General features: G+C 71.7%; 26 protein-coding genes. 12 read left to right on the top strand and 14 right to left on the bottom strand.

What is annotated here, in order from left to right; all coding sequences use genetic code 11:
- From IE198_RS12740 to IE198_RS12730, 3 genes are all read left to right on the top strand, one after another.
- On the top strand, positions 1-1,014 hold the full coding sequence (locus IE198_RS12740; protein WP_189885862.1) for an iron-containing redox enzyme family protein: 1,014 nt from the start codon (positions 1-3) through the stop codon (positions 1,012-1,014).
- 176 nt (positions 1,015-1,190) lie between these two features.
- Positions 1,191-1,442 (top strand): DUF5133 domain-containing protein, encoded by a 252-nt coding sequence (locus IE198_RS12735; protein WP_100105731.1) that lies wholly within the window; start codon positions 1,191-1,193, stop codon positions 1,440-1,442.
- A 57-nt stretch (positions 1,443-1,499) separates the two neighbouring features.
- Positions 1,500-2,738 carry an FUSC family protein gene (locus tag IE198_RS12730; RefSeq protein WP_373299839.1) on the top strand — a complete coding sequence of 413 codons (1,239 nt, stop codon included), beginning with the start codon at positions 1,500-1,502 and terminating at the stop codon, positions 2,736-2,738.
- Positions 2,739-3,089: 351 nt separating this feature from the next.
- Here the strand turns inward: IE198_RS12730 and IE198_RS12725 are convergent, their stop codons facing one another.
- Positions 3,090-3,782, bottom strand: a complete 693-nt coding sequence (locus IE198_RS12725) for an ANTAR domain-containing response regulator (RefSeq protein ID WP_189885861.1) — start codon at positions 3,780-3,782, stop codon at positions 3,090-3,092.
- A gap of 101 nt (positions 3,783-3,883) precedes the next feature.
- On the opposite strand from IE198_RS12725, the gene IE198_RS12720 reads away from it, so the two are divergent.
- Positions 3,884-5,116: a PAS domain-containing protein gene (locus tag IE198_RS12720; RefSeq protein ID WP_189885860.1), complete on the top strand. Its 1,233-nt coding sequence runs from the start codon at positions 3,884-3,886 to the stop codon at positions 5,114-5,116.
- Here the strand turns inward: IE198_RS12720 and IE198_RS12715 are convergent.
- The 4 genes from IE198_RS12715 to IE198_RS12700 form a co-directional block, all read right to left on the bottom strand.
- Positions 5,097-5,915, bottom strand: coding sequence for an RNA polymerase sigma factor SigF (locus IE198_RS12715; RefSeq protein WP_189885858.1), 819 nt, complete (start codon positions 5,913-5,915; stop codon positions 5,097-5,099). The two genes, IE198_RS12720 and IE198_RS12715, sit on opposite strands and share 20 nt — an antisense overlap.
- 160 nt (positions 5,916-6,075) lie before the next feature.
- Entirely contained in the window at positions 6,076-6,828 is a 753-nt protein-coding gene (locus IE198_RS12710) for a metallophosphoesterase family protein (RefSeq protein WP_189885856.1), read from the bottom strand.
- Positions 6,825-7,079, bottom strand: a complete 255-nt coding sequence (locus IE198_RS12705) for a BON domain-containing protein (protein ID WP_189885854.1) — start codon at positions 7,077-7,079, stop codon at positions 6,825-6,827. The genes IE198_RS12710 and IE198_RS12705 overlap by 4 nt, the downstream gene beginning before the upstream one ends.
- On the bottom strand, positions 7,066-7,767 hold the full coding sequence (locus IE198_RS12700; RefSeq protein WP_189885852.1) for a nucleotidyltransferase family protein: 702 nt from the start codon (positions 7,765-7,767) through the stop codon (positions 7,066-7,068). The genes IE198_RS12705 and IE198_RS12700 overlap by 14 nt, the downstream gene beginning before the upstream one ends.
- Before the next feature lie 297 nt (positions 7,768-8,064).
- Between IE198_RS12700 and IE198_RS12695 the strand changes: the two genes are divergently transcribed.
- Positions 8,065-8,466 (top strand): STAS domain-containing protein, encoded by a 402-nt coding sequence (locus IE198_RS12695; protein WP_189886052.1) that lies wholly within the window; start codon positions 8,065-8,067, stop codon positions 8,464-8,466.
- Positions 8,467-8,478: 12 nt separating this feature from the next.
- Complete coding sequence (locus IE198_RS12690; protein ID WP_189885850.1) at positions 8,479-8,943, top strand: ATP-binding protein; 465 nt, start codon at positions 8,479-8,481, stop codon at positions 8,941-8,943.
- On the opposite strand, the gene IE198_RS12685 is transcribed toward IE198_RS12690, so the two are convergent.
- Complete coding sequence (locus tag IE198_RS12685) at positions 8,906-9,844, bottom strand: SigB/SigF/SigG family RNA polymerase sigma factor (RefSeq protein ID WP_189885849.1); 939 nt, start codon at positions 9,842-9,844, stop codon at positions 8,906-8,908. The two genes, IE198_RS12690 and IE198_RS12685, sit on opposite strands and share 38 nt — an antisense overlap.
- 128 nt (positions 9,845-9,972) lie before the next feature.
- Between IE198_RS12685 and IE198_RS12680 the strand changes: the two genes are divergently transcribed.
- Together IE198_RS12680 and IE198_RS12675 are read left to right on the top strand one after the other, a co-directional pair.
- Positions 9,973-10,398 carry an ATP-binding protein gene (locus tag IE198_RS12680; RefSeq protein ID WP_373299836.1) on the top strand — a complete coding sequence of 142 codons (426 nt, stop codon included), beginning with the start codon at positions 9,973-9,975 and terminating at the stop codon, positions 10,396-10,398.
- Positions 10,399-10,543: 145 nt separating this feature from the next.
- A complete protein-coding gene (locus IE198_RS12675) occupies positions 10,544-13,486 on the top strand; it encodes a HAMP domain-containing protein (RefSeq protein ID WP_189885848.1) in 2,943 nt (980 codons plus the stop codon).
- A gap of 66 nt (positions 13,487-13,552) precedes the next feature.
- Here the strand turns inward: IE198_RS12675 and IE198_RS12670 are convergent, their stop codons facing one another.
- Complete coding sequence (locus IE198_RS12670) at positions 13,553-15,847, bottom strand: SpoIIE family protein phosphatase (protein ID WP_189885847.1); 2,295 nt, start codon at positions 15,845-15,847, stop codon at positions 13,553-13,555.
- A gap of 264 nt (positions 15,848-16,111) precedes the next feature.
- Here IE198_RS12670 and IE198_RS12665 point away from each other — a divergent pair, with 264 nt between their 5' ends.
- Positions 16,112-16,435 (top strand): plasmid stabilization protein, encoded by a 324-nt coding sequence (locus IE198_RS12665; protein ID WP_100105719.1) that lies wholly within the window; start codon positions 16,112-16,114, stop codon positions 16,433-16,435.
- A gap of 74 nt (positions 16,436-16,509) precedes the next feature.
- Here the strand turns inward: IE198_RS12665 and IE198_RS12660 are convergent, their stop codons facing one another.
- Together IE198_RS12660 and IE198_RS12655 are read right to left on the bottom strand one after the other, a co-directional pair.
- Positions 16,510-17,181, bottom strand: a complete 672-nt coding sequence (locus IE198_RS12660) for an HhH-GDP family DNA glycosylase (protein WP_189885846.1) — start codon at positions 17,179-17,181, stop codon at positions 16,510-16,512.
- Entirely contained in the window at positions 17,178-18,302 is a 1,125-nt protein-coding gene (locus IE198_RS12655) for a baeRF2 domain-containing protein (protein ID WP_189885845.1), read from the bottom strand. The genes IE198_RS12660 and IE198_RS12655 overlap by 4 nt, the downstream gene beginning before the upstream one ends.
- 95 nt (positions 18,303-18,397) lie before the next feature.
- Here IE198_RS12655 and IE198_RS12650 point away from each other — a divergent pair, with 95 nt between their 5' ends.
- Positions 18,398-18,643 (top strand): DUF6158 family protein, encoded by a 246-nt coding sequence (locus IE198_RS12650; RefSeq protein ID WP_189885844.1) that lies wholly within the window; start codon positions 18,398-18,400, stop codon positions 18,641-18,643.
- Positions 18,644-18,713: 70 nt separating this feature from the next.
- Here IE198_RS12650 and IE198_RS12645 read toward each other — a convergent pair whose 3' ends face one another.
- The 5 genes from IE198_RS12645 to IE198_RS12625 form a co-directional block, all read right to left on the bottom strand.
- Entirely contained in the window at positions 18,714-19,271 is a 558-nt protein-coding gene (locus tag IE198_RS12645) for a type 1 glutamine amidotransferase domain-containing protein (RefSeq protein WP_189885843.1), read from the bottom strand.
- A gap of 5 nt (positions 19,272-19,276) precedes the next feature.
- The gene (locus IE198_RS12640; RefSeq protein WP_189885842.1) at positions 19,277-19,705 is read right to left on the bottom strand and encodes a CBS domain-containing protein; all 429 of its coding nucleotides are present in this window, start codon (positions 19,703-19,705) and stop codon (positions 19,277-19,279) included.
- Between the two features lie 233 nt (positions 19,706-19,938).
- A complete protein-coding gene (meaB, locus tag IE198_RS12635) occupies positions 19,939-20,934 on the bottom strand; it encodes a methylmalonyl Co-A mutase-associated GTPase MeaB (protein WP_189885841.1) in 996 nt (331 codons plus the stop codon).
- Positions 20,935-20,938: 4 nt separating this feature from the next.
- Complete coding sequence (scpA, locus tag IE198_RS12630; RefSeq protein WP_189885840.1) at positions 20,939-23,146, bottom strand: methylmalonyl-CoA mutase; 2,208 nt, start codon at positions 23,144-23,146, stop codon at positions 20,939-20,941.
- The gene (locus IE198_RS12625; RefSeq protein ID WP_189885839.1) at positions 23,146-25,029 is read right to left on the bottom strand and encodes a methylmalonyl-CoA mutase family protein; all 1,884 of its coding nucleotides are present in this window, start codon (positions 25,027-25,029) and stop codon (positions 23,146-23,148) included. The genes scpA and IE198_RS12625 overlap by 1 nt, the downstream gene beginning before the upstream one ends.
- Before the next feature lie 204 nt (positions 25,030-25,233).
- Here IE198_RS12625 and IE198_RS12620 point away from each other — a divergent pair, with 204 nt between their 5' ends.
- Together IE198_RS12620 and IE198_RS12615 are read left to right on the top strand one after the other, a co-directional pair.
- Positions 25,234-25,458 (top strand): DUF6458 family protein, encoded by a 225-nt coding sequence (locus tag IE198_RS12620; RefSeq protein ID WP_100105710.1) that lies wholly within the window; start codon positions 25,234-25,236, stop codon positions 25,456-25,458.
- Positions 25,459-25,563: 105 nt separating this feature from the next.
- Positions 25,564-26,889: an NAD(P)/FAD-dependent oxidoreductase gene (locus tag IE198_RS12615; protein WP_189885838.1), complete on the top strand. Its 1,326-nt coding sequence runs from the start codon at positions 25,564-25,566 to the stop codon at positions 26,887-26,889.

Here is a 26,889-nt window from a genome sequence, read left to right as displayed (position 1 = left end):
ATGCCGGACCGCATCCCCGGCCCGGAGACGTCCCCGGAGGGCGAACTGCCGGGCGCACGCGGAGAACTGTCGCAGGGCGTGCTGGACGCCCTGCGCGGCCCCACGGGCGGCCCGGCGCCGCAGCCGCGCGAGGCCCGCGACGCCGACCCCTTCGGTGATGATCTGCAACTGGCCCTCTACCTCTGCTACGAACTGCACTACCGCGGCTTTCGCGGAATCGACGCGGCCTGGGAGTGGGATCCCGGACTGCTCGGCCTGCGTGCGGCCCTGGAGCGCCGCTTTCTCGAAGCGCTCCGCGAACGGACCGCCGGGCACCTTGACGTGCACGACGCCCTGGACGAACTGCTCGTCGAACCCGTCGACGGCACAGGAGTGTCGTACTTCCTCAAGGACGAGGGACAGTTGTGGCAGCTGCGCGAGTACGCGGCCCAGCGCTCCCTGTACCACCTCAAGGAGGCCGATCCGCACGCCTGGGTGATCCCCCGGCTGCGGGGAAGGGCCAAAGCGGCGTTCGTCGCAGTCGAGTTCGACGAGTTCGGTGGCGGGCGCGCCGAGCGGGTGCACGCCCGGTTGTTCGCCGACCTGATGGCGGACCTCGGTCTTGACACCACCTACGGCCGCTACGTCGACGCCGCCTCCGCCGAGATGCTCGCCGTCGTCAACCTGATGTCGCTCCTCGGGCTGCACCGTGCCCACCGGGGCGCCCTGGTGGGCCACTTCGCCACGGTCGAGGTGACCTCCTCGCCCGGTTCGCGGCGGCTCGCCGAGGCGATGCGCCGCACCGGAGCAGGACCGGCGGCCGAGCACTTCTACGCGGAACACGTGACGGCGGACGCCGTGCACGAACAGATCGTGCGCCGCGACGTCATCGGCGGGCTGCTTGCCGACGAGCCGTCGCTCGCGCCCGACATCGCCTTCGGGATCGCGGCCACGACCTGGCTGGAGGACCGGCTCGGGGACCGGCTCCTGGCGGCCTGGCGAAGCGGTTCGACGAGCCTGCGGGCACAGCTGTGAAACCTTCGTACACCCCTGTGAAAGCGGGCCGTCCGGCGCGCCGTGAACCCCTCGGCGACCAGCGACTACCTACAGTAGCCAGCTGTGTGGCGGACTGGACCGCTCCGGTTCACAATGAGGCACCGGACGGACCTTGCTCCGCCGTGTCAGGGGGCCGCATAAACCGGGAGACCACGATGCTGATGCCCGACACGAGTGTGATCACCAGGCTGATTGCCCGCTACCGGGCGCAGGAACATTACGTCCTCGCCGCTCCCCACGACGAATCCGCCCGGAGACGGTTCGAGGACACGGCCTACACCCTGTGCGTGCTCATGTGCGAGCGCACCGCCCGCGAAGCGTTGCACGCGGCGGAGACCTATGTGGGCCGTCGGATCCGGCCGGGCGCACCGGCCGTGGGCGAGGGCGCGGCATCCGGCGGGCGCTGAGGGGGGCCGGCCCCACGGCACAAGGCTGTCCGGGCGAGGGAGCGGGGAAGGACCGAGGTGTCTGAGGTTGGCTCGAGGCTGCGAGCGCCGGTGGCCGGCATCGTCAGCCGGACCAAGGAACCGGCCGTCGTGCAGACTGTGCGGTCGACTGCCGCGGCGACCATCTCCTATGTGGTCGCCCTGCAGTTGCTGGAGAGTCAGGCGCCCCCGCTCACCGCACCGCTGACCGCACTCCTCGTCGTCCAGGTCACGCTCTACTCCACGCTCACCACCGGGGTGCGCCGGGTCAACTCCGTGGTCGTCGGGGTTCTCATCGCCATCGGCTTCAGCGCGCTCGTCGGACTGACGTGGTGGAGCCTCGGGCTGATCATCCTCGCCTCCCTGACGGTCGGCAGATTCGTCCGCGTCGACGAGTTCGTCCCCGAGGTTGCGATCAGCGCCATGCTCGTGCTCGGCGTGACACAGGTGGCGGACACCGCATGGGACCGGGTGCTGGAGACGCTCATCGGCGCCGTCGTCGGCCTGCTGTTCAACGTCCTTTTCGTGCCGCCGGTGTGGGTCGAGGCCGCAGGGGACTCGATCGAGGATCTCGCGCGGCGCATGCGGCTGCTGCTGCTGCGGATCGGTGAGGAGCTGACCAGCCACACACCAGTCGAGCGGGCGGCCGCCCGGCTCCACGAGGCCCGCAGGCTCGACAACGACATCGCCGAAGTGGATGCCGCGTTGCGGCAGGCCGAGGACAGCCTCCGGTTCAACCCGCGCGTCAAGGAAGGCCTGTTGCACCGCATCGTGCTCCGTACCGGCCTCGACACGCTGGAGATCTGCGCCGTCGTACTGCGCGTGCTGGCCCGCACCATCACCGACCTGGCCAAGGAACGCCGTGAGGAGGACCTCTTCAGCCACGAGGTCGGGATCGCCCTCGAGGAACTCCTCGCGCATGTGGCCGACACACTGGTGAGCTTCGCCGTCCTCGTCACCACCCGGACCAGTGACAGCGCCGACGCCGCCGAGGAGCGGCTCACCGGTGAACTCGCCGCCGCCCGCACCAGCCGCGACAACGCGGCCGATCTGCTGCTCCAGGGCATCCAACGGCTGCCGCGCGAGTGGCAGCTGCACGGCGCTCTGCTGACGGAGGTCGACCGGATCCTCGACGAGCTGGACCTGGACCACCGGTCGCGGCGCCTCATGGAGGAACTCGACCGCCACACCCGGGAACGGCGGGAGAAGCGGCCGCGGTTGTCCGCGCTCCGTGACTGGGTATGGGGGCGGACCCCGCGCAAGAACTCCGGCCGCTGACCCAGGGCCACCGCCAGGCAGGAGGCGACTCCTCTCACGAGGCGGGCTCGGCGCCATGGGCGGCGCCCTGCCGTCCCTCGTCGCCTCCACTGCGGTGCCGGCTCCCGCATGTCTGCCGGTCAGCGAGGTCTTCCCGATGGAGACGCGCCCCATGGCCATCGTGTTCCGCGCCGGCGGCACCGCGGCAGGCGGTGTCTCCGGCCCCTGCGCTTCGCCCGAGTTGGGCAGAACGGTGTCCCGGCGGACCCCTGAGGGACGGCGGAGAGCGTGGCGTCAGGGGCGGAATATCTCGCGTCGTTCCATGGGGGGACAGTGCGCGGCTACCGAATGCGCCGACTCGGTCCTGTGTGGTCACCCTGCGCGCTGCTGATCCTTCAGACTGCGGCCCCTGCTGCGCACGATCTCCTCGGCGACGGCGCTGAGCTTGCGGTTGGTGCGCTGCGAGAAGCGCCGCAGCACGTCGAAGGCGTCGTCGGGGCCGCAGCCGAGCGCGTGCATCAGGATGCCGCTGGCCTGGTCGATCACGGCACGCGAGTCCAGCGCCGTCTCGAGCTGGTTCACCTGGGCGAGCGCCGCCCGGTAGTGGTGGTCGCGCACCAGTTGCTGGGCGAACTGCTCGCCCAGTACGAGAACCGGATGGTGGGTCAGATGCACGAACGCCCCCGGCCGGAAGCTGTAGAGGCTCAGCGTCACCTCCACCTCACTGTGGGAAAAAGGCATCGTGACACTGGAGCGGATACCCGAATCCAGCGCCGCGGCACGGTAGTCGGGCCAGCGCTCCTCGCCCAGCAGGTCGGCGGCGGTGACAGGCTCGCCGGTGTCCAGCGCGCTCGACATCGGCCCTTCGCCCGAGTCGAGCTCGACCGAGAGAAGAGTGGTCAGATCCGGATGCGTGGCGGCGGCACGGCGCTCGGACGAACCATCGGCGACCGTGATGGCCGCACCGCAGCAGGTCTCCACGCAGCGCATCGCCGCTTCGCTGAAATCGGACAGATCGCGTGCGGTGTCGGCTGCGTCCACGACGAGGTCCGGCGGCGTCAGCATGTGTGTGTCCCTCCTTTCCCGCCGTGCGGCTGCCCGTCTGGTTTCGGCACAAACCCCTGGCCGGGGCAGTTCGGCAGCGGCGGGTCGGATAGTTTGCTCCCATGGCGGAGAGCGATGAGTTCGGCGACGACCTTGAGGACTTCGTCCGCCGCGTCGGGGAGCTGAGAGCCGCGCGCGGACTGCCGCAGGACGAGCAGCAGACCCTCTTGGACGCCGCCCTTTTCGAGCTCCAGCACGTCGCCGAGACCCTGTGGCCGAAGTTCGAGCGGCTCGCCGGCCACGGCCCGGCCCGCGCCGTCGCGGACCGCACCGAGCTCCAGCTGCTGCGCGCCCTCTTCCAGCGGCTTCCGCTGCCCGTGGCCCTGATCGGCGGTGACACGGTGGTCAGACGGATGAACCTCGCCGCCACCGACCTCACCGGCGTACGGGCCGGGTTCGCCGCAGGCCGGCCGCTGTCCGGCCTGCTCAGACCCGGCGACCGGGGTGCGCTCCGGTCACAGGCCGCGGCGGTCGCCCGGGGCGAGGGGCCGCGCAGTCTCCGGGTCCGTCTGCAGAAGCGGCCGGACGAGACCCTGCGCGCCACGCTCACCGCCCTGCGCCCGCCGAACGAACCGCAGCCGGCCGTGCTGATGATCCTCCAGTCCGACACCGTCCCTGCCCCCAACCGGACCGGCACCGGCATCGGTGCCGGTCCGGCGGGCGAGCGGGGACCGGGACGGGACGCCGTCGCAACCAGGCTGCGCCGGGCCACCGCTCCGGACCTGGCCGAGGCGGCCGGGCACGCGGCCCAGATGGACCTGCTCGACGCGATGACCACCGCCCTGCTGCGAGCCCCGGCCGGCGACCCGGAGGCGGCGCTGGGCGCAGCAGCCGCCGTCCTCGCCTCGCACGGTGCGGACTGGGTCGTCGCCGACCTGGTGACGGGCGCCGGGCTGCGCCGCACAGCCGTGCGGGGGCCGGCCGGTGACGAGGCGGAGGCGCTCGCGGCAAGAATCTCGGCCCAGGACCCGGCCGACTGTCCGCTCGTCGTGGAGAGCGCTGCCGAGGGTTCCTCGGTCCTCCAGGTCCGGCCGGAGGACCTCGACTCGTTCGGGCGGGACCGGGCCGGCGACTCGGTGCTCGTCCAGGCCGATGTCACGTCCCTGATGTGCGTGGCCCTGCGGGCACCCGCCGAAGGGCCGCCCGCAGGCGAGGCGGGCGAGGGTACGGGTCCCGTGCTCGGCGTGGTGTCGCTGTTCCGCAGCGGCCCCACCCCGGCCTTCTCGATGGCGCAGGCCCGGGCCGTCCACGTGGTCTCGCGGCACGTGGCGCTGGCTATGCGGCGTTCCGCATGACGCTGTCGTGCATGACGTCGTCCCGCATGACCTCGTTGCGCAGTTGGTCGCAGCTTCGGCTGATCAGCCGGGAGACGTGCATCTGGGAGATTCCGAGCGTGTGGGCGATGCTGCTCTGGGTCATGTCGCGGAAGAACCGCATGTAGAGGATGTTCTGCTCACGCTCGGGCAGCTTGCGCAGCCCCGGCTTCACCGCCTCCCGGTCGACGAGAACGTCCAGGGCGGGGTCGGCGGAGCCGAGGGTGTCGCTGAGCGAGTAACCGTCGTCGGCGCCGGGGAGTTCGGCGTCGAGGGACAGCGCGGTGAAGCTCTCCAGGGCCTCCAGTCCGACCAGCGCGTCCTCCTCGCTGATACCGGCCCGCTCGGCGATCTCCGCGACGGTGGGGGCGCGCCCCGAGATCGTCTGGACGAGGTCCTGACGGGCGAACCGTACGCGGTTGCGCAGGTCCTGGACGCGCCGCGGGACATGCAGGGCCCACATGTGGTCGCGGAAGTGCCGCTTGACCTCGCCGACGACGGTGGGCACCGCGAAGCTCTCGAAGGCCCCGCGTGAGGGGTCGTACCGGTCGACCGCCTTGACCAGGCCCAGGGCGGCGACCTGCTGGAGGTCCTCGAGGGATTCGCCCCGGTTGCGGAACCGGCCGGCGATCCGCTGGGCCATCGGCAGCCAGGCCGACACGATTTCCTGCCGCAGCTCCTGGCGCTCCGGTCCGTCGTCCAGTTCGGCCATCCTGCGGAAGGCTGCGGCGGTGTCGGGGGCGTCGGAGTGAGAGTGCTTGGTCTGTGCGAACGTGGGCATGATGTCGCGACTCCCGGGGATAGGGGGTTGCCGTGCCGGAATCAGTCACCCGGGGAAGGCGGACAGGGGTCTACGCGCCCGGAGCATCCGCTCCCCACGGGGCGTGCCTCCTGTCCGAAGCACATGACGCACCTGCCCGGGCGCGTGCGGCCAAAACCTCTCAGCCCACAGCCGGTACGTCGATGCGCAGGTCGACCGGCAGGTGGTACACGGCGAACGCGTGCCCGATGACCGGCTGGGCGACGTTGCGCACCTTCACACCACCGGCAGTCATCCCGTGCTCGGTGCCCAGGTGGGCGTGTCCGTGCACGGCCAGGTCCGCCTCCGACTCGTCGATCGCCTCGGCGAGCAGATAGCTGCCCAGGAACGGATAGATCTCGGGCGGCTCCCCGGCGAGGGTGTCCGGTACGGGGGAGAAGTGCGTCAGGGCGATCCGCACCTCGCACCGCCGGTCCCGCAGCTCCAGCAGGGAACGGGCCAGATCAGCCGCACAGCGGCGGCTGTAGCGGACGAAGGCCTTCATCTCCGGCTCGCCGAACTCGCCGGCGCTGCGGCCCGCGAAGCCGCCGCCGAACCCCTTCGTCCCGGCGATGCCGACCCTGGTGCCGTCGACGTCGAGGACCGTGCCCCCGCCTTCGAGGACCGTCGCACCCGCCCGTTCCAGCACGCTCGTGACGTCGTCCTGGAGGTCGCTGTGGTAGTCGTGGTTGCCCAGCACGGCGACGACCGGCACGGGCAGCCCCTTGATCTCGGCGGCCACCACCTCCGCCTCCTCGAGCGTGCCGTGCCGGGTCAGGTCCCCGGCCAGCAGCAGCATGTCGGCGCAGTCGCCGAGCGTTTCCCATGCGGGGCGCAGCAGGCCCCGGCTGTCGGGCGAGAGATGGATGTCTCCGACGGCGGCAACACGGATCACTCGAGCTCCTCGGGCCGTTCGGGGACCGTCGCACAGGCGACCGTGAGGTCGGCCCGCACCGGCAGCCCGCCGAGTTCGGTCTCTGCGATGCGCAGGATCTCGGTCCTGCACGCGGCGGTGGAGACGGTGCCCCACAGGTGCACGTATCCGCCGCGCATGTCGATCCGGACGCCCAGTTCCGAGATCTCCTCGTCGGCGAGACGGTCGCGCAGCCGCGCGATGCGGTACTCGGAGGCCTCAGGGCCCTTCATGGGGCACCTCCTGCTTCCGTGGCGGGATGACGTCCAGCCGCTCCAGCAGATAGAGGAACGCGTCCGGCATGGGAGAGGCCGAGTGCTCACGGCGCAGCCGGTCCCAGTCGACGCGTTCGCGCAGCGCTCTGGCGACCGGCAGCAGCGCACCGAAGTCGCAGTGGTGCTCCGAGAGTGCCGTGAGCCGGCTCTCCAGCAGGTCGGATGGGGCCAGCACCGGCATGTGCACGGAGTCGACCGGGAGGATCTCGGCCCGGTCGAGCATCTCCTTCGTGACCGGACGGTGGGCCAGTTCGAAGATCAGGTCGATCTGCTCGCCGCCGGCCCTCGCCTTCACCAGCCAGTCCTCCGGAGGGGAGACGACCTGGATGCCGCCCTCGATCAGGGTCTGCACCACACCTTCCGCGTCCTGCCGGCGCAGACAGAAGTCCGAGTCGTGCTGCAGCCGGGTAGGGACGCCGTGCGCGTAGGCGGCCACGCTGCCCACCAGCGCGAACGGGTACCCCGACGCCTTCAGCAGCGCGCCGACCTGCTTGGTCGCCTGAAGGATGGCCTGCGTGTGGTCCTGTGGCAGTTCGTCCGGGTAGGTGGCGGCCACCGGCTCGGTCGCCGCCGCGTCGAGCACGCGGTTCGGCCCGGGGGCCATGGGCAGAGTTGGCGGCCGGGCCGTTTCCTGGGGGTGGTTCATCGCCGGTCTCCGTCCTGGTCCGTCTCGGAGGTTCTTGGCAAGGTCGCCGTCCCACGGAGTCGTGAGGACACGACACGTACCCCATTGACGGTAATTGATCCGTGTCCGGGTGGTCGGTGTCGGCCCGGACACGGATAACTCGGTGGGCGCGCACGGTGCTGCGGCGGTGTGGCGTTGCGTGCGCCGGGTACCCGAACGGCCCCGGGCCACTGCGGGTCACCGCGGTGCAGCAGCCGGGGAACAGCCGAAACGCCGGTACCAGCTATTCCGGTGATTCATCTGGAGGAGGCGGAGGCCATGGTCTCGGGAGCGACCAGGCGGTCCGGGGAGGAGTCCGCCACCGGCGGCGGCGAGCGGTTCGGCGTCGCCACCAGACAGCGGGGCGGCACGGTCGTCCTCTCCCTCAGCGGCGAGCTGGACCACGACACCGCCGAGCCCTTGCGTGAGGCCATCGCGCAGCAGGTGCGGGCGGGCGTGCGGCGGATTCTTGTGGACTGCGGCGACCTGCACTTCTGTGACTCAACGGGACTGAACGTCCTGCTGCACGGGCGGCTGGCCGCCCGGGAGGCGGACGGCCGGGTGGAGCTGGCCGCGCTGCGCCCGCCCGTGGCCCGCATGTTCGAGATCACCGGCGCGCATGCGGTGTTCCAGGTGTACGCCGGCGTGGACGAAGCGCTGGCCGACGAGCGGTCCGACTGACCGGGAGGCCTGATGAGCACGGGCCTCGGCGGACAGGCGCAAGGGCACGCGCAGACGCGCCGCCTCGCACTGTTCGGCACGAAGGGTGTGGTGAGCCGTTGTCGTGACTTCACCGAGCAGGCGCTGGCCGACTGGGGGTGGCGGGCGACGGGCCCGGAGGAGGAGCACGACGTCGTCGAGGACGTCCTGCTGCTCGTCTCCGAGCTGGTGACCAACGCGTGCCTGCACGCGGGCGGCCCCGAGGAGCTGACGCTCAACCACTCCGGCGGGCAGCTGCGGGTCGAGGTGGCCGACGCCGACCCCCGCCGCCCGAGGCGCAGGGTGCAGCGCGACCTCGCGCAGCCCGGCGGCCACGGGCTGATCATTCTGGAACGGCTGGCGCAGAACTGGGGGTCCGAGCCCCGTGGCACCGGCAAGGTGGTCTGGCTGGAGGTGCGGCTCAGTCCCGGTCCGGGCAGGCCGGGGCGTCGTCCATGATTCCTGCTCGCAGCGTCTGCAGGATGCGTGCGAGCAGGCGCGACACATGCATCTGCGAGATGCCGAGCCGCTCACCGATCTCGGACTGCGTCAGCTCCTCGCGGAAGCGCAGCGAGAGGATCAGCCGGTCGCGCTCGTCCAGCGCGGCTATGAGGGGCTTGAGCGCTTCCAGCGAATCGACGATGTCGAAGGCGGGGTCCTCCCTGCCCAGGCGCCGGGTGACGGCGTTCGACGCCTCGTCGTCGTTCACCGTCGCGTCGAGGGACTGCGCCGTGTAGCCGTTGGATGCGCGCTCGCCCTCGAGCACCTCCTCCTCGCTGACGTGGAGGTACTCGGACAGCTCCGCGGTCGTCGGCCTGCGGCCCAGCCCCTGTTCCAGTACGTCGAGCGCCTTGGCGAGGTCGATCCGCAGCTCCTGGAGCCGGCGCGGCACCCGGACCGACCAGCTGGAATCCCGGAAGAAGCGCTTGATCTCGCCGACCACGGTCGGGAGCGCGAACGAGGCGAACTCGACCTCGCGTTCGATCTCGAACCGGTTGATCGCCTTGATCAGCCCGATCGTCCCGACCTGGATGATGTCCTCCATCGGCTCCGACCGGCCCGTGAACCGGAGCGCCGCGAACTTCACGAGGCTCAGATTCAGTTCGACGAGCGTGTTGCGGACGTAGGAGTACTCGGGTGTGCCTTCCTCGAGGACCGCCATCCGTTCGAACAGGGTGGTCGACAGTGCGCGGGCGTCCATAGGGCTCACGGCCCGCGGGTCGGGGATCTGAGGCAGGCCGTCCGGTGCGCCGCGCCCGGCCGCGCAAAGGTGCCGGGAGGCGGCGGTGATGTCCGAGGGCTCCGTACGGTCCGGGGTTTCTGTACGGACGGTTCCCTGGGAGGGTGTCGAGCTGGACATCGAGGCTCCTTCGACGGGGCGGAGGCCGGCGCTGTGGGCTGCAGCGGGACCGTCGGGCGAGCACCTTACGTACCCAATGATTCCCTTTCGGGGTGCTTTGAAGCAATTTTGCGGGGCACCGGTCCGATATGGGACAGGCACCGGAGCGGACGCAGCTCTTCCTCAGCCGCTGCTTCACCCTTGACGGCGGGCAGGGCGTGGTGGGCCGGTGCCGTGATCTGACGCGCCAGGTCCTGGACGAGTGGTTCACCCCTTACGGAGCCGGCGGACGCGTCATGATCGACGACGTACTGCTTCTCGTGTCGGAAGTGGTCACCAATTCGTGCACCCACGGCGGCAACCCCTGCGAGCTGAGGATCGACCGCGGCCCCGGCCGGATCCGGGTCGAGGTGAGCGACACCAGCCCGGTCCGGCCGCGCCCGCACGGCCCGCACCGGCCGGCCCGTACCTCCGGACACGGCCTCTATCTGCTGGAGCGCCTCTCGGCCGACTGGGGATGGCTGCCGCACGGGACCGGAAAGGCCGTCTGGTTCGTCATCGCGGTCCCCGAGTGACTGGCCGCCCCGCACAGCCAGGTCGGACAGCATCGCCGGGGTGTCTTGGCGGTGCGCGCGTGCCACAGTGGAGAGGCCGCGGGCTACGCCGCTCCGGCGGCGGCGGGATCGCGGTGCCGTATGTCACGACAGCGCGAGGTCCGCGATGGATGCGTCCAGCAGCACGCCCGAGCCCGCACGGGGCCGGCCTCCCGCTGAGCTGAGCGAGGAAGGTCTCAGGAGACTGCTGGCCGGGCTCACCGCCGTACGCGACGGGGATCTCTCGGTCCGGCTGCCCTACGACTCCGGACTGCTCGGTGAGATCGCCGCGATCTACAACGGCATGGTCGACGAACTCTCTCTCGTCACCGCCGAGGTCACCCGGGTGGCCAGTGAGGTCGGCGGACAGGGGCTGCTCGGCGGCCAGGCGAGAGCCCCGCAGGTCGGCGGCGTCTGGCGGGACCTCACGACCGGTGTCAACACCATGGCCGACAACCTCACCTCCCAGGTCCGCTCCATCGCCCAGGTCGCGACCGCCGTGGCCCGGGGCGACCTCACCCAGAAGATCAGGGTCGACGCGCGCGGCGAGATCCTGGAGCTCAAGGAGACCATCAACACGATGGTCGACCGGCTGTCGTCGTTCGCGGAGGAGGTCTCCCGGGTCGCCCGGGAGGTCGGGACCGACGGCAAGCTCGGCGGTCAGGCGACCGTCCGCGGTGTCTCCGGCACCTGGAAGGACCTCACCGACAACGTCAACTCCATGGCGGGCAACCTCACCAACCAGGTCCGCAACATCGCCCAGGTCACCACGGCGGTCGCCCGGGGCGACCTGACGCGCCGGATCGACGTCGACGCGCGAGGGGAGATCCTGGAGCTGAAGACCACCATCAACACCATGGTCGACCAGCTCTCGTCGTTCGCCGCGGAGGTCACCCGGGTGGCCAGGGAAGTCGGCAGCGAAGGACGGCTGGGCGGCCAGGCCGAGGTGGAAGGCGTCTCCGGTACCTGGAAGCGGCTCACCGAGAACGTGAACGAACTGGCCGGCAACCTCACCCGCCAGGTGCGCGCCATCGCGGAGGTGACCAGCGCGGTGGCGGAGGGCGACCTCACCCGCTCCATCACGGTCGAAGCACCCGGCGAGGTCGGCGACCTCAAGGACAACATCAACGCCATGGTCGAGTCCCTTCGGGCCACGATCCGCGCCAACGAGGAACAGGACTGGCTCAAGACCAATCTGGCCCGGGTCTCCGGCCTCATGCAGGGCACCAGGAATCTCACGGCGGTCGCCGAGCTGATCATGGACGAGGTGCCGCCGCTGGTCCGCGCCCAGTACGGCGGATTCTTCCTCGCTGAGGAGAGCGACCAAGGGGTCTCCCTCGTCATGATCGCCTCGTACGGCGCCCGGGACGGCCGGAGGGAGCAGGGTCGCCGTATCGGGCTCGGAGAGTCCCTGGTCGGCCAGGCCGCCCGCAGCCGGCGCACGATCGAGGTGCACGACCTGCCGCCCGGCTACGCCACGGTTTTCTCCGGCACCGGACGGGTGGATCCGAACCATCTGATCGTGCTGCCCGTCGTGGTCGAGGACCAGGTGCTCGGCGTCGTCGAACTCGCCGCCGTACAGCCCCTGACGGTCCTCCACCGCGACTTCCTCGACCAGCTCATCGAGTCGGTCGGCGTGAACCTCAGCTCGCTGATCGCCAACACCCGCACCGACGAGCTGCTCGACCAGTCCCAGCGGCTCACCGCGGAGCTCAGCACCCGCTCCAAGGAACTCCAGGCCAGGCAGGAGGAGTTGCAGCGGTCGAACGCCGAACTGAAGGAGAAGGCGGCGCTGCTCGCCGACCGCAACCGCGACATCGAACGCAAGAACCTGGAGATCGAACAGGCCCGCCAGGAACTGGAGGCACGCGCGCAGCAGCTCTCCCGCACCTCGATGTACAAATCCGAGTTCCTCGCCAACATGAGCCACGAGCTGCGCACCCCGCTCAACAGCCTGCTCATCCTGGCGCAGTTGCTCGCCCAGAACGTCGAGGGCAATCTGACCGAGAAGCAGGTCGACTACGCCGGAGTCATCCACTCCGCGGGCTCCGACCTGCTCCAGCTGATCAACGACATCCTGGACCTGTCCAAGGTCGAAGCGGGCAAGATGCCCATCCATCCGGCGGCATTCCCGCTCAGCGGACTCATGGAGCACGTCGAGGCCACGTTCCGGCCCGTGGCGACCGAGCGGGAGCTCACCTTCGAGGCCTTTGCGGAACCGGACGCGCCGCAGTGGCTGACCACCGACGAGTCCCGGCTCCGGCAGGTGCTGCGCAACCTGCTGTCGAACGCGCTGAAGTTCACCGACCAGGGGCGGGTCGAGCTGCGGGTCGCCGTCGCGGGTGAGGACGAGATCCCCCCGTCCCTGCGGGACTCCGGACCCGTCGTCGCCTTCCGCGTCGTCGACACCGGCATCGGCATCCCCGCCGACCGGCTGGAGAGCATGTTCGGCGCCTTTCAGCAGGGCGACGGAACCACCTCCCGCCACTACGGTGGCACCGGCCTCGGGCTGTCCATCAGCCGCGAGGTGGCACGGCTGCTGGGCGGCGCCCTGGAGGCGCAGAGCACGCCCGGCCGCGGCAGTTGCTTCACCCTGTACCTCCCGGTCCACCGGCGCGGCTCCACCCGGGCGGATCCGGACGACGAGGTGCAGGAGCGGGCCGCGGCCGGCCGGCGGAACGACGCGCCGGTCACCGAACGCACGGTCCTGGTCGTCGACGACGACACGCGGAACGTCTTCGCGCTCACCGAACTCCTCGAACACGAAGGCGTGCACGTCCTGAAGGCGGACAACGGCAGGGCCGGAATCGACCTGGTGCGTGCACACCAGGAGATCGACCTCGTGGTGATGGACGTGATGATGGCCGGCATGGACGGCTACGCGGCCATGGCAGCCATCAGGAAGGTGCCGCACGCCGCCGACGTTCCGATCATCGTCGTCACCGCCAAGGCGATGCCGGGCGACCGCGCGGAGGCCCTGTCCGCCGGGGCCGACGACTATGTGTCCAAGCCGGTGGACGCGGACCAGCTCGTGGCGAAGATCCGGCACTGGCTCGAGCAGGGCCGCTGAGCGCTCCCTGTCCGTTCACGCGCGAGGAGGTGCGCGGCCGGCGCCGGAGCGGACCGCTGCGCTGCGTCAGCCGACACGGACGGCGATCAGGCTGGTGTCGTCGTCGGTGTCGCCGGTGGCCGCGCCCAGCAGCCGGTCCACCTGCTCGTCGACCTCGCAGTCCGGGAGGTCTTCGGCCGTCCGCCGCAGCGCGGCCAGCCCCTCGTCGAGGCCGTCGTGGCGGCGCTCGATCAAGCCGTCGGTGTACAGCAGGAGCGTGTCACCCGGAGCCAGTCGCGTCGTCGCCTCCGCGTAGACGGGCGAGTGCGTGGCACCCAGCAGGATGTCGTGGGGAGGATCCAGCAGCGTGGCCTTGCCACGACGCAGCAGCAGGATCGGCAGATGACCCGCGCTCGCCCAGCGCAGGGTGCGGTCCTCGGGGTCGTACATCGCGCACAGCGCCGTCGCCGTGGGGTGCCCCGCCGTATGCAGGGTCACCTCGTTGAGCAGGGTCATCAGACGCCCGGGAGAGTGACCGGTGAACGCCAGACCGCGCAGCGCGTTGCGCAGGGCGACCATGCCGGTGGCCGAGTCGATGCCGTGACCGGCGATGTCGCCGACGGCCATCAGCACCTTTCCGTGGGGCAGCGGCAGGATGTCGTACCAGTCGCCGCCCACCCGGTACTCCTGAGCCGCCGGGCGGTAGCGGGCCGCCGCGCTCAGACCCGGCAGCTGCGCCGGCGACGGCATCTCGGGCACGATCGCCTGCTGGAGCTGGAGCACCAGCCGGTGCCGCAGCGTCGCCTGCGCCCGCACGGCCGTGAGCTGGTCGAACGTCGCCGTGAGCGCCACCTCGGTGTGGTACTCGGCGGAGATGTCCTGGTAGACGCCGGTGATCCCGGAAAGGGCGGCCCCGTGCAGCAGCGGTTCCGCGGCGATCCTGACATGACGCAGCCCGCCGTCCTGGCGGACCACCCGTACGACGGCGGCGGCGCCCTTGCGCCGCTCGACCACGTCGGTGAGGAGTTCGGCCAGCTCGCCCGCGTCGTCGGGGTGCACACGCGGTCGCAGCTCCGTGAGCGGCACAGGCGCCGAGCCCCGGCTCATCCCGAAGATCGCGTACGTCTGCTCCGTCCAGGCCGAGCGTCCGGTGCCCAGGTCGTCCTCGAACAGCGCGAGGCCCTGCAGTCTTCCGACGGCGCGCCCCATGGCCGTGCGGCGGTCGCTGTACGTGTGCCACAGCACGATGCTGCGGTCCCCGCCGGCGGGCAGCACCCGCAGGTCCAGCAGCGGTCCACGGGAGCCGGTCCCGTGCTCCGCGGGCAGCCGGGCGGCCCGCTGGGGCGACGACGCGTAGTGCGCCCGCCGCGACATGGCGTCGAGATCGGCGTGGATCAGCGGGAACGCGGCCTCGACCGGCCGGCCCACGGCCCGCTGGGAGCCGCCGAGCGCCTCGCCCGCCGGCCCGTTGACGTGCTCGACGAGCAGGGCCCCCGTGTGCGGGTCGCGCTTCAGGGTCATCGCCGGGTGGACCAGCGCGTCCAGGAGGTCGTCGAGCGCGGGTTGCTCGCTCGGCGCCGACGGTTCGGCGCCGAGCACCCTCGCCGCGACCTCCACGAGGCCCACGACCGCGGCACGGAGCCGGTCGTCCAGGTCGGCACTTTCCGGCCAGACGGCCAGTGCGATCCCCATGGCCCGCCCTCGCAGCCGCAGCGGGATCAGGGCACGGGCCGCTCGGTCGGACGGCCCCGGCAGCAGCTCCCCGGCCGACGGGCCCGTCGGCAGCCACACCGGCCTGCCGTCGCTGAAGGCCGCACGGACCGGCGCGGGAGCGCCCGGCGGGATCCATCGCCATTGTGAGGCCTCCAGGGCGCTCACCCCGGCGTGCCCGGCGAGCCGAAGACAGCCGGACTCGGTCAGCTGCCAAAGCCACAGCGACTGCACGCCCAGGGGTCGCAGACCGCCCTCCAGAAGTGTGGCCGCGCCGCCGGCCACAGTGTCGGCGGCCTCGGCCGCCGTGACGACCCGGCGCATCCGGCGTCCTTCGGCACTGGGCGAGAGCCCGTCCCCGTGCAGGTCCTCGGCCGTGCCGTGCGAGCCGGTCGGCGCGGTGACGGCGACCGCTCCGGCCACACCGTTCACGATGTCCGCGGCGATGTCCTCGGGGGTCAGGGCCGCGGCCTCGGCGAGACGGGCGAGATGTTCGCCGGCCTCCGACGGCGAGGTGCGCAGCTGTGCCGCGAGAATCCCGGTGGCCAGATCGGTCAGGTGACGCCGGGCGAGTTCCTCGCGGAGGGCGGTGTTCTCCTCTGTCAGACGGACCACGAGCGCCCTCGGCTCGCGCTGCCCGCCGTTCGCCGACGCGGGGCCCCGGGCAGTCATGATCAGGACCACTCCCATCTCGAGCAGCCGGGCGACCATATCGGTGGGTGATCGCGCCCGGTCAGATTTTACGCGCGCGGCGACGGCCCGGCAGAAGGGCGGCCGCGGCCGCCGGGGCTGAAGGGCGGGACACCGTGTTACCCGATCGGCCGCGCCCGGGGCCGCGGCAATTGCGGCCGGGCGGCGCGCGGCGCACGGTGGACGGGGCGGTTCCCGCCCGCCGGGCACGGTCCCGGTCACAGCCCCGGTCACGAAGGAGTGGTCATGCCCCGCGGTTCGAGTCCCAAGAGAGAACGGCAGTACGAGCACATCAAGGAAGGGGCGGAGCAGCGCGGTACGAGCGAGAAGCGGGCCAAGGAGATCGCCGCGCGCACCGTCAACAAGGAACGCGCCCGCTCGGGCGAGTCGAAGACCGCGAGCAAGACCTCGACCCAGGACATGTCCTCCTCGCGCCGTGGCGGCAAGCGTTCGCACAGTGGCTCGGAAGGCCCGACGTACGACCAGCTGTACGCCGAGGCGCAGCGCCGGGGCGTGCACGGCCGCTCGTCCATGAACAAGGCGGAGCTCAAGCGGTCGCTGGGCAAGTGACCGCACGGCACGCATGCCGGACGCCGAGGGATGACCTCCGCGTCCGGCATGCGTGCCGTTCTTGGTGTCTGCCGTCAGGCCGCCGCGTTTTCCTTGACCGACCCCGCCAGGTCCTTGTCGAGCGCGGCGCGCACCAGAGCGGCCGCGAGGTGCGCCGGGTCGGCGTCGTCCGCCAGTCTCAGCAGCGTGCCGGGGTCGTCGGCGACCCCCAGCCGACGGGCACCCTGGAGGGCCTTCTCGTCCAGCAGCGGACCGGCCTCCGGCCAGACCGACTGCACCTCCCGCAGAAAGATGTCCACTCCGGCGGGGCCGAGTCCCGGAACCTCCCGCAGGAGATCGCGCAGTTGGTCGAGGTTTCCGTCGGCCTGCTTCCGCATCCGGCGCAGATCACCGCCGTAGCGTTCGAGCAGAAGTTCCGCACCGTCGCCCAGCTGCGTGGCGGTGCGCTCGTCGTAGCGGCGGTAACCGCCGCGGCCGAGGGCGTCGACGCGGTCCTGCCACGTGGCCTCCCGCATCGCCCGCGGGCTGCGCATGCCGGCGTCGCTCAACTCGCGGGCGGCGGCGAGCGCCACGGACGCGCGGATACGGGCGCTCAGCAGATGGGCGAGAACCAGCAGTCGGTACAGCGGCTGCGGGGTGTCCCGTAGCGTGATCCCGGCCTCCTCCGCATAGGTGCGGCCGTGGTCGTCGAGGAGAGCGTGGAGCACCGCCCGCTGTTGCTTCTCCCTGGCCCGTTTGCCGGTCATCGCCGCTCCATCTCCTCGTACGGCCAGCGCAGCAGCGCGCCCAGGCCGCCGACCGGGACGTCGTCCCCGCCGCCGGCCGGCAGGCTCTGCACCTCGGCTCCGGTCACCGTCGCCGACCGCAGCAGCGCGTCGTCGGCGCGGGCCGACGACGGGCGCGTGTCGCCCAGGTACTGCGTCTCGGTACGGCGTACGGCCAGCTGGTCGGGCTCGCCGCCGACCCAGACCTCCCGGTGCGTGTCCGCTCCGTCGGGCCGTACGAACAGCTCGGCGATCCGGTGCTCGCGGGCCGCCGACAGCAGTGCGGGCACGCCCTGGGCGGTCGCGTCGTGGGCGGAGCGGAACTTGTCCAGCTCCTCACCGGCGGTACGGCGCATGTGCTCGTGCCGCGCGTGCTCGATGTCCTCGTCGAGCAGCCGGGTCGCGGCTCCCTCGGCCCGGCCCCCGTGCTCGGACTCCACCGCGCGGCGCCGCAGCCGCGGGGGCAGCTTCTCGTACACGGCCCGGCGCTCGCGCGGATCGCCGGCCAGCACGATCAGATCGGGGGCCACATCCTCGTCGCAGGCCGCGATCGCGGAGGCCACCTCGCCGGCGTTCTGCTCCCAGGTGTTCTCGACGCTCCGCTGGAAGTGCCGCTCCGACCAGTCGTCCCGCCCGGTACGGTGCATCGGCCAGTCCCTGCCGCGGGCCTCGCCGGCGTCCCGGCTGCCGAGCGGCGTGCGCACCTCCAGGTCGGCGCCCAGCCGATCGATGTACGCGACCAGGCACACCGGCTCCTGGGCCGCGAGCTCCAGCAGCGGCGACACATGCGGCAGCGCCGACCACCGGACGTCGACGGGAGCGGGCGGGCGCACGGTCAGCGGCGGGTCGAGGACCACCTGGCCGGCGGTGGCGAACACGGCGCGGCCCGCCCCGTGGGTGGGCCCGGGCCGCGACATCAGGGCGTCGTACACGGCGCGCCCGGTCGCGCCGTCGGCCCCCTGACGGGCGAGGGAATCGCACACGTCGCGGGCCTGGAGCTCGCGCCGTGCCGTGGTGGACTCGTTTTCCCAGCCGGTGTCGAGATGAACGCTGGCCCAGGGGCCTGGACGCTCGTAGAGAGGGGTGAGAAACGAGAGCTGCATGACTTCCTCCCTCGGAGGCCGGGTATCGCGTCACGAGCGGGTACCCGCAAGGTCAACCACCACACGACCAGCAGGACCAGGAAGGGACGGTCGCCGTGAAGGAGAACGAGCACCGGCACAGGGGCGTCGACCCGGCGAACCTCGGCGAACAGGATCTGCTGCGGGAACTGGAGACCATCCACCGCAGCCGGCACGACACACTGCTCTACGGCTCGGCCGCCGCCCTGGAGGCACACAACGTACGGATGGCGGACCTGGAGGCGGAGTACCTGCGGCGTCACCCCGAGCGGCCCGTGGCGTCCGGCCGCACCCGCTCAGGCGCCCGGACGCGGCAGCAGTGAACGCGGGCCGGGCGGGCCCTCCCGACGCCCGCCCGGCGGCCCCTCCCGCAGATGTGGTGAACGGTACGGCTCAGCGGCCCGCCCCCACGCCGGCCAGCTTGGCGAACTCGGCGGTGAACGCCTCGCAGAACGCCTCGAGGTCGCCCGGCTTGCGGCTGGTGATGAGCGTGCCGGGTGCGCCCTGGCAGACATGGACCTGTTCGTCCACCCATTCGGCGCCCGCGTTGCGCAGGTCCGTACGCAGACTCGGCCACGACGTCAGGGTGCGGCCGCGCACGACATCCGCCTCGATCAGCGTCCACGGGGCGTGACAGATCGCCGCCACCGGTTTGCCCGCGTCGAAGAACGCCCTCACGAAGGCCACGGCGTCCTTGTCCATCCGCAGCGCGTCGGGATTGGCGACACCGCCGGGCAGCACCAGCGCGGCGAACTCGTCCACCGACGCGTCCGCGACCACCTGGTCGACGGGAAAGGTGTCGGACTTGTCGAGGTGGTTGAAGGCCTGCACCCGGCCGGATCGCGTCGAGACCAGCTGCGGCTTGTCACCGGCGTCGGTCACGGCCTTCCACGGCTTGGTGAGTTCGACCTGCTCCACGCCTTCCGGGGCCGTCAGAAACGCGATCAGCATTTCGATCAGCTCCTTTCGTTGTTGCTCTCGGCGAGGCTGATCTCCGCCAGCGCCGAGCCGGGATCCTGGGCGGCGGCCAGATCACCGATGCTCACCACCCCCAGCGGGCGATCGTCCTCCACCACCGGCAGCCGGCGCACCGCATGCGTGCGCATCAGTCGCACGGCCGAGGCCACCGAATCGTCAGGGGTCACGCACACGGGATCCGGGGTGCACGCGGACGCGGCGCTGACACCGGCGGGATCGGCGCCCTCGGCCACGGAGCGGAGGGTGATGTCCCGGTCGGTGAGCATGCCGATCACATGGTCGCCGTCGGCGACCAGCACGTCGCCGATGTCCAGGTCCCGCATGAGCCGGGCCGCCTCGACGAGTGAGGCGTCCGGCCGGACCGCCGCGACACCGGCCGTCATCACTTCTCTCACGAACTGTGCCATCACTGCTCGCCTTCCAGTGGTCGTCCCACCGACCCGTTCGGGACGGCTGCCGGGGCCGAGTACCCCGGTGCACCGGCAGTGACACCGGCAGAAGACCCGTCGGCGCACTGGTTCACGGAAGTGAGGTTTGGGACGGCGGGAGGCGGGGACCCGGAGATCGGCCGAGCGGCCATGGGATGGGAGAACGGGCCGGGTGCGGAGAATCGGCGGACCTTCGCACCCGGCCCGCCCGGCTACCGTGGCTCCGGGCTCCCGAAGGCGTCGAGGATCCTGTCGGCCGCGAGCGTGGCGGTCAACTCCCCGTCCCGGACCAGCTGTTCGAGAGCAGGAGCCAGTTCCCGTACGCCGGCGTGCCGACGCAGCCGGTCCAGCAGGGTGTCGTGGACCATCGCCCACGTCCACTCGATCTGTTGCTCGCGGCGCTTGGCGTCGAGTGCTCCTGCCGCCGAGAGCACGGCGCGGTGCTGCTCCAGCCGCTCCCACACCGTGTCGAGCCCGGTGCCCTCCCGGGCACTGCACGACAGCACCGGCGGGGTCCAGGCGGCGTCCGCCGGGTTCATCAGCCGCAGGGCCCCGGCGAGTTCACGTGCGGCCGCGCGGGCGTCGCGCTCGTGCGGACCGTCCGCCTTGTTGACCGCGATCACGTCGGCCAGCTCCAGCACGCCCTTCTTGATGCCCTGAAGCTGGTCGCCGGTGCGGGCGAGACTGAGCAGCAGGAACGAGTCGACCATGCCCGCCACCGTGGTTTCCGACTGGCCGACCCCGACCGTCTCGACGAGCACCACGTCGTAGCCGGCGGCCTCCATCACGACCATGGTCTCCCGGGTCGCCTTGGCGACACCGCCCAGCGTCCCCGAGCTGGGTGAGGGGCGGACGAAGGCCGCCGGGTCCACCGCAAGCCGCTCCATCCGGGTCTTGTCGCCGAGGATGGAGCCGCCGGTGCGGCTGGACGACGGGTCGACGGCGAGGACCGCCACCCGGTGCCCGAGCCCGGTGAGCATCGAGCCGAGCGCGTCGATGAAGGTGGACTTGCCGACGCCGGGCACCCCGCTGATGCCGACCCTTCTTGCCGCACCGGCGAACGGCAGCAGCTCCGTCAGCAACTGCTGGGCGAGCGCCCGGTGGTCGGGGCGGCTGGACTCCACCAGTGTGACGGCGCGGGCGATGTACGCCCGCGACCCGTCCCGCACACCCTTGACGTACGCGGCAATGTCGATCTTCGGTGGCATGGGCCTACAGCTCGTGGCCGAGCGAGGCGGCCAGGGTCCGGACCAGGTCCCTGGCGGCATCGGGAATGACCGTGCCCGGCGGGAAGACGGCCGCCGCACCCGCCTCGTGCAGCGCGGGGACGTCCTGCGGCGGGATCACACCGCCCACGACGATCATGATGTCGTCGCGTCCCTCGGCCGCCAGCTCCTCGCGCAGCGCCGGCACCAGCGTCAGATGCCCGGCGGCCAGCGAGGAGACGCCGACTATGTGCACGTCCGCCTCGACCGCCTGCCGTGCCACCTCGGCCGGTGTCTGGAACAGCGGGCCGACGTCCACGTCGAAACCGAGGTCGGCGAACGCGGTCGCGATCACCTTCTGACCGCGGTCGTGCCCGTCCTGGCCCATCTTGGCGACGAGGATGCGCGGCCTGCGCCCCTCGGCCTGCTCGAACTCCCCGACCAGAGCACGGGTCCCGTCCACCGCGGGTGACACACCTGCCTCGTTCCTGTACACACCGGAGATCGTACGGATCTGGCCGGAGTGCCTGCCGTACACCGTCTCCAGGGCATCGGAGATCTCACCGACGGTCGCCTTGGCACGGGCCGCGTCCACGGCCAGCGCCAGCAGATTTCCCTCCAGACCGCCGCCCTGCACGGGCCCGGCCTCCGCCGCCGCGGTCAAGGCGCGCAGCGCGTCCTGACAGGCGGCCTCGTCGCGCTCCGCGCGCAGCCGCCGCAGCTTCTCGATCTGCTGGGCACGCACCTGGGAGTTGTCGACCTTGAGCACCTCGATCTGCTCGTCGGACTCGACCCGGTACTTGTTCACGCCGATCACCGGCTGCCGGCCGGAGTCGATACGAGCCTGGGTGCGGGCCGCGGCCTCCTCCACCCGTAGCTTGGGGATGCCGGCGTCGATGGCCTTCGCCATGCCGCCCGCCGCCTCGACCTCCTCGATGTGCTGCCAGGCGCGCCGGGCGAGGTCGTGCGTCAGCTTCTCCACGTACGCGCTGCCTCCCCACGGGTCGATGACCCGGCAGGTGCCCGACTCCTGCTGCAGCAGCAGCTGGGTGTTGCGGGCGATCCGGGCCGAGAAGTCGGTCGGCAGGGCCAGCGCCTCGTCGAGTGCGTTGGTGTGCAGAGACTGGGTGTGCCCCTGGGTGGCGGCCATCGCCTCGACGCAGGTGCGGGTGACGTTGTTGAAGACGTCCTGCGCCGTCAGCGACCAGCCGGATGTCTGCGAATGGGTGCGCAGCGACAGCGACTTGGCGTTCTTCGGGTCGAACCGCTTCACCAGCTTCGCCCACAGCAGCCGCGCCGCCCGCAGCTTGGCGACCTCCATGAAGAAGTTCATGCCGATCGCCCAGAAGAACGACAGCCGGGGCGCGAACGCGTCCACGTCCATGCCCGCCGCGATCCCGGCGCGCAGATACTCCAGGCCGTCGGCCAGCGTGTACGCGAGCTCCAGGTCGGCCGTGGCCCCGGCCTCCTGGATGTGGTAGCCGGAGATGGAGATCGAGTTGTAGCGCGGCATCTTCTGCGAGGTGAAGGCGAAGATGTCCGAGATGATCCGCATCGAGGGGCCGGGCGGATAGATGTAGGTGTTGCGGACCATGAACTCCTTGAGGATGTCGTTCTGGATGGTCCCCGCCAGCTTCTCGGCCGGTACGCCCTGCTCCTCCGCGGCCACGATGTACAGCGCGAGTACCGGAAGCACCGCGCCGTTCATCGTCATCGACACGCTCATCCGGTCCAGCGGGATGCCGTCGAACAGCTGGCGCATGTCGTAGATCGAGTCGATCGCCACACCCGCCATGCCGACGTCGCCGGTCACCCTCGGGTGGTCGCTGTCGTAGCCCCGGTGCGTCGGCAGGTCGAAGGCGACGGACAGGCCCTTCTGACCGGCCGCGAGATTGCGCCGGTAGAAGGCGTTCGACTCCTCGGCCGTGGAGAACCCGGCGTACTGACGGATCGTCCAGGGCTGGTTGACGTACATCGTCGGGTACGGGCCGCGCAGGAACGGCGCGATGCCCGGATACGTCGCAAGGAAGTCGACGCCCGCCAGATCGCGGTCCGTGTACAGCGGTTTCACCGGAATGCCCTCCGGTGTCTCCCACACCAGCTCACCGGTCTCCTTGCCGGTGGCGGCCTCGAGCGCCGCGTGCCACTGCTCCTCGTCGGCCGTGCCCGCGGCGGCGAGGCCCAGCTCGATCCCCGTGAAGTCCGGGATGCCCATCACGCCACTCCGATCCGGTCGAGGGCTCCGGTGAGCACGGCGACCGCGTCACCGCCGGCGACGACGAACTCGTCGACACCGGCCCTCTCGTATGTCTCACGCTGCTCGCCGGGCCGCCCGGCGAGGTACACCCGCAGTGCGCCGGCCGCCTTCAGGGCCTCGGCCACCTCGGCGGCCTGTTCCGCGTAGAGCGCGTCACTGGAGCAGATGCACGCCACCTTCGCGCCGCTCGCCGTGAACGCCGCCGCCGCGGACGCCGCGTCGACGCTCACCGGGTCGTGCACCGGCTGGATGCCGCCGGCCTGGAAGAGGTTGGCCACGAAACCCGCCCGGGCGGTGTGCGCGGACGCGGGGCCGAGCGCCGCGACGAACACCCTGGGGCGTGCGCCCGTCGCCGCCAGATGCGCGTCGGAACGGGCCCGCAGCGCCTCGAACGCCTCGTCGCGGCGGACCTGGGGCAGGCCGCCGGAGGGCCGGCCGGGAGCCCGGTCGCGCTCCACCGCGGGCTGCCCGAGCAGCGGGAACTCGCTGACACCGGTGACGGGTTCACGGCGGGTGGCCAGCTTCCGGCGGCGGGCCTCCCAGGCCGCGCCGATCCGTTCCCCGATCACGCCGTCGCGGAGCGCGGCGACCTGGCCGCCGGCCCGCTCGATCTCCTGGAACCACGCCCAGCCCGCCTGCGCGAGCTCGTCCGTGAGCCGCTCCACGTACCAGGAGCCGCCGGCCGGATCGACGACCCGGCCCAGATGCGACTCCTCGATGAGGATCGTGGACGTGTTGCGGGCGATCCGGCGTGCGAACGCGTCCGGCAGGCCCAGTGCGTGGTCGAAGGGAAGCACGGTCACCGCGTCGGCGCCCCCCACGCCCGCGGCCAGCGAGGCGACCGTGGTGCGCAGCATGTTCACCCACGGGTCGCGCCGCGTCATCATCACCGTCGACGTCACCGCGTGCTGGCGCTGGGCACCGGCCGCGCCGCTCACGCCGCACACCTCGGCCACCCGCGCCCACAGCCGGCGCGCCGCGCGCAGCTTGGCGATCGTCAGGAACTGGTCGGCGGTGGCCGCATACCGGAATTCCAGCTGCCCGCAGGCCGCTGCCGCGTCGAGACCCGCGCCGGTCAGCTCACGCAGCCAGAAGACGCCGGTGGCCAGCGAGCAGCCCAGCTCCTGGGCGGCCGTCGCCCCGGCCTCGTGGTAGGGGAGCGCGTCGACGCTCACCGCGCGCAGACCCGGGTACGACCCGTGGCACAGGGCGGCCAGCTCGGCGGCGGCAGCGGCCCGCGCCTCGATGTCGGCGTGACGGCCCGTCCGCGCGGCATGGCCCAGCGGGTCCGCGCCGAGGTGACCGAGCGCCGCCTCCGGCGCCACGCCCAGCTTCTCGTACAGGCCGAGCAGTTCGCGTGCGGCCGTCTCGAAGGCGCCGCCCGCGTCGAGCACGACGGGGGCCAGGTCGAGAAGAACGCCCTCCAGCGCCGTGGCCAGGCCTTCGACGGGCACGCCGGCGTCACCGACGGCCAGCCACACCGAGGAGGCGCCGTTCTCCAGGTCCGCCAGGACCGCCTCGTTCGTACGGGCCGCATCCGGCCGCTCATGGCGCTGGCGTACGTCCCAGCCGGCCACCGAAGCGCCCTGCGGCGTGCCACCGCGGGTGAACGGGGCGAAGCCCGGCAAGCCGGCGGCGTGCACACCGCCCTCGGCCGTGTAGAGGGGGCGGGTGGTGATCCCGTCCTCCAGGGCCGTGGACAGTGCGTCCTCCGCCGCCGTCCCCGCCGGGTCGTTGCCTGCCTTGCGCAGCACGCCTTCGACCAGGCGCTGCCACTGTTCATGGTCCGCATCCGGAAACTCGGCGGCCAGTGAGAACCCGTCATCGGGAAGGACCGTCATGCCTGGATGTTAGGGCAACCACCCTGAGTCACAGCAGGGCCGACGGCTGTGACCTTGCCCTCTCCGGTGGGCTCTTGATCCATTGCCCGGCGTGCCCTATCCGGGCCGCAGCCGGGGCCGCAGCCCGGGGCCCTTCATGCATGGCGCTACCTCGGGCGGGTACCCGCAAGCGGACCCTCCGACCTACAGAAACAGGTGAGAATCATGGGTCTTGGCGGATGCATCATCCTGATCGCCGTAGGAGCGATCCTCACGTTCGCGACCGACTGGGAGGTGCAGGGCGCCAACCTCGACGTGGTGGGCCTGATCCTCATGGCCGTCGGCATCATCGGCGTCGCCACCTTCACCAGCATCGCCCGGCGCAGGCGCGTGGTCGTGCCGCCGTCCACGCCGGTCGTCGAGGACCCGAACCGCCGCACGTACGAGTGACGGGCCGGGCGCCCGGCCCAGGGTTTGACGACCGGGGCCACGGGCACCCGGGACCCGCTCGACGTGCACATTCGTATCCATCCCCGTTCGCGGACGGAGCCCATCGTGAGCCGTTCCCGAGTCGTGGTCGTCGGAGCCGGGTTCGCCGGTTTCCAGGCAGCCCGCACCCTCAGCCGTAACCTGCGGGACAAGGCGGAGGTCGTCCTGCTCAACCCGACCGACTACTTCCTCTACCTGCCGCTGCTTCCGCAGGTGGCGGCCGGAATCCTCGAACCACGCCGGGTGACGGTCTCTCTCCCCGGCGCCCTGCCCCGCGTCCGCCTGGTGCTCGGCCAGGCCACCCAGGTCGACCTCGCCGGGCGGCAGGTGCACTACGAGGGACCCGAGGGCGATGCGGGCCGGCTCGAGTACGACCGGCTCGTCCTGGCGGTCGGCAGCGTGAACAAGCTGCTGCCGGTGCCCGGTATCACCGAGCATGCGCACGGCTTCCGCGGGCTGCCGGAGGCCCTCTACCTGAGGGACCACCTGACCCGCCAGATGGAGCTCTCCGCCTCGGCCGACAGCGCGGAGGAACGTACCGCCCGCCGCACCTTCGTCGTCGTCGGCGCCGGCTACACCGGCACCGAAGTGGCCGCCCAGGGCGCGCTGTTCACGCGGGCGCTGGCCGACCGGCAACGCGTGGGGCACATCGGAGTGCGGCCGCGCTGGATCCTGGTGGACATCGCGGCCCGGGTGCTGCCCGAGCTGGACCGCAGGCTCTCCGACACCGCCGACCGGGTACTGCGCGAACGGGGCGTCGAGGTCCGCGCCAACACCTCCGTCAAGGAGGCCACCGCGACCGGGGTGCTGCTGGACGACGGGGACGACATCCCCACCCGCACCCTGGTCTGGTGCGTGGGCGTGCGACCCGACCCGTTCGTCTCCGAGGTGGGGCTGCCTGTCGAACGCGGACGTCTGGTCGTCGACTCCAGGCTCACCGTGCCCGGCCACCCCGAGGTCTTCGCCTGTGGCGACGCAGCCGCGGTGCCCGACGTCACCCGCCCGGGGGAGTACACACCGATGACGGCCCAGCACGCCTCTCGCCAGGGCAGGACCGCGGGACACAACGTCGCCGCCTCGCTCGGCCGCGGTGTTGCGCAGGCCTACGTCCACCACGACCTCGGGTTTGCCGTCGACCTCGGCGGCGTCAAGGCCGCGGCGAATCCCTTCGGCGTGGCGCTGTCCGGACCGCTCGCGGGCGCCGTCACCCGCGGCTACCACCTCGCGGCGATGCCCGGCAACCGGGTGCGCGTCGCCGCCGACTGGGTACTGGACGCCGTGCTGCCGCGGCAGGCGGTCCAACTGGGGCTGGTGCGTTCGGGATCGGTCCCGCTGGACACCGCCTCGCCCGAACTGGCGCGGGTCCCGGGCGTCCCCTCCAAGGAGAGTTGA

Origin of the sequence: Streptomyces xantholiticus, from assembly GCF_014651015.1 — a bacterium.
GTDB lineage: Bacteria > Actinomycetota > Actinomycetes > Streptomycetales > Streptomycetaceae > Streptomyces > Streptomyces xantholiticus.
This window is presented reverse-complemented; position numbering and strand designations above follow the sequence as displayed.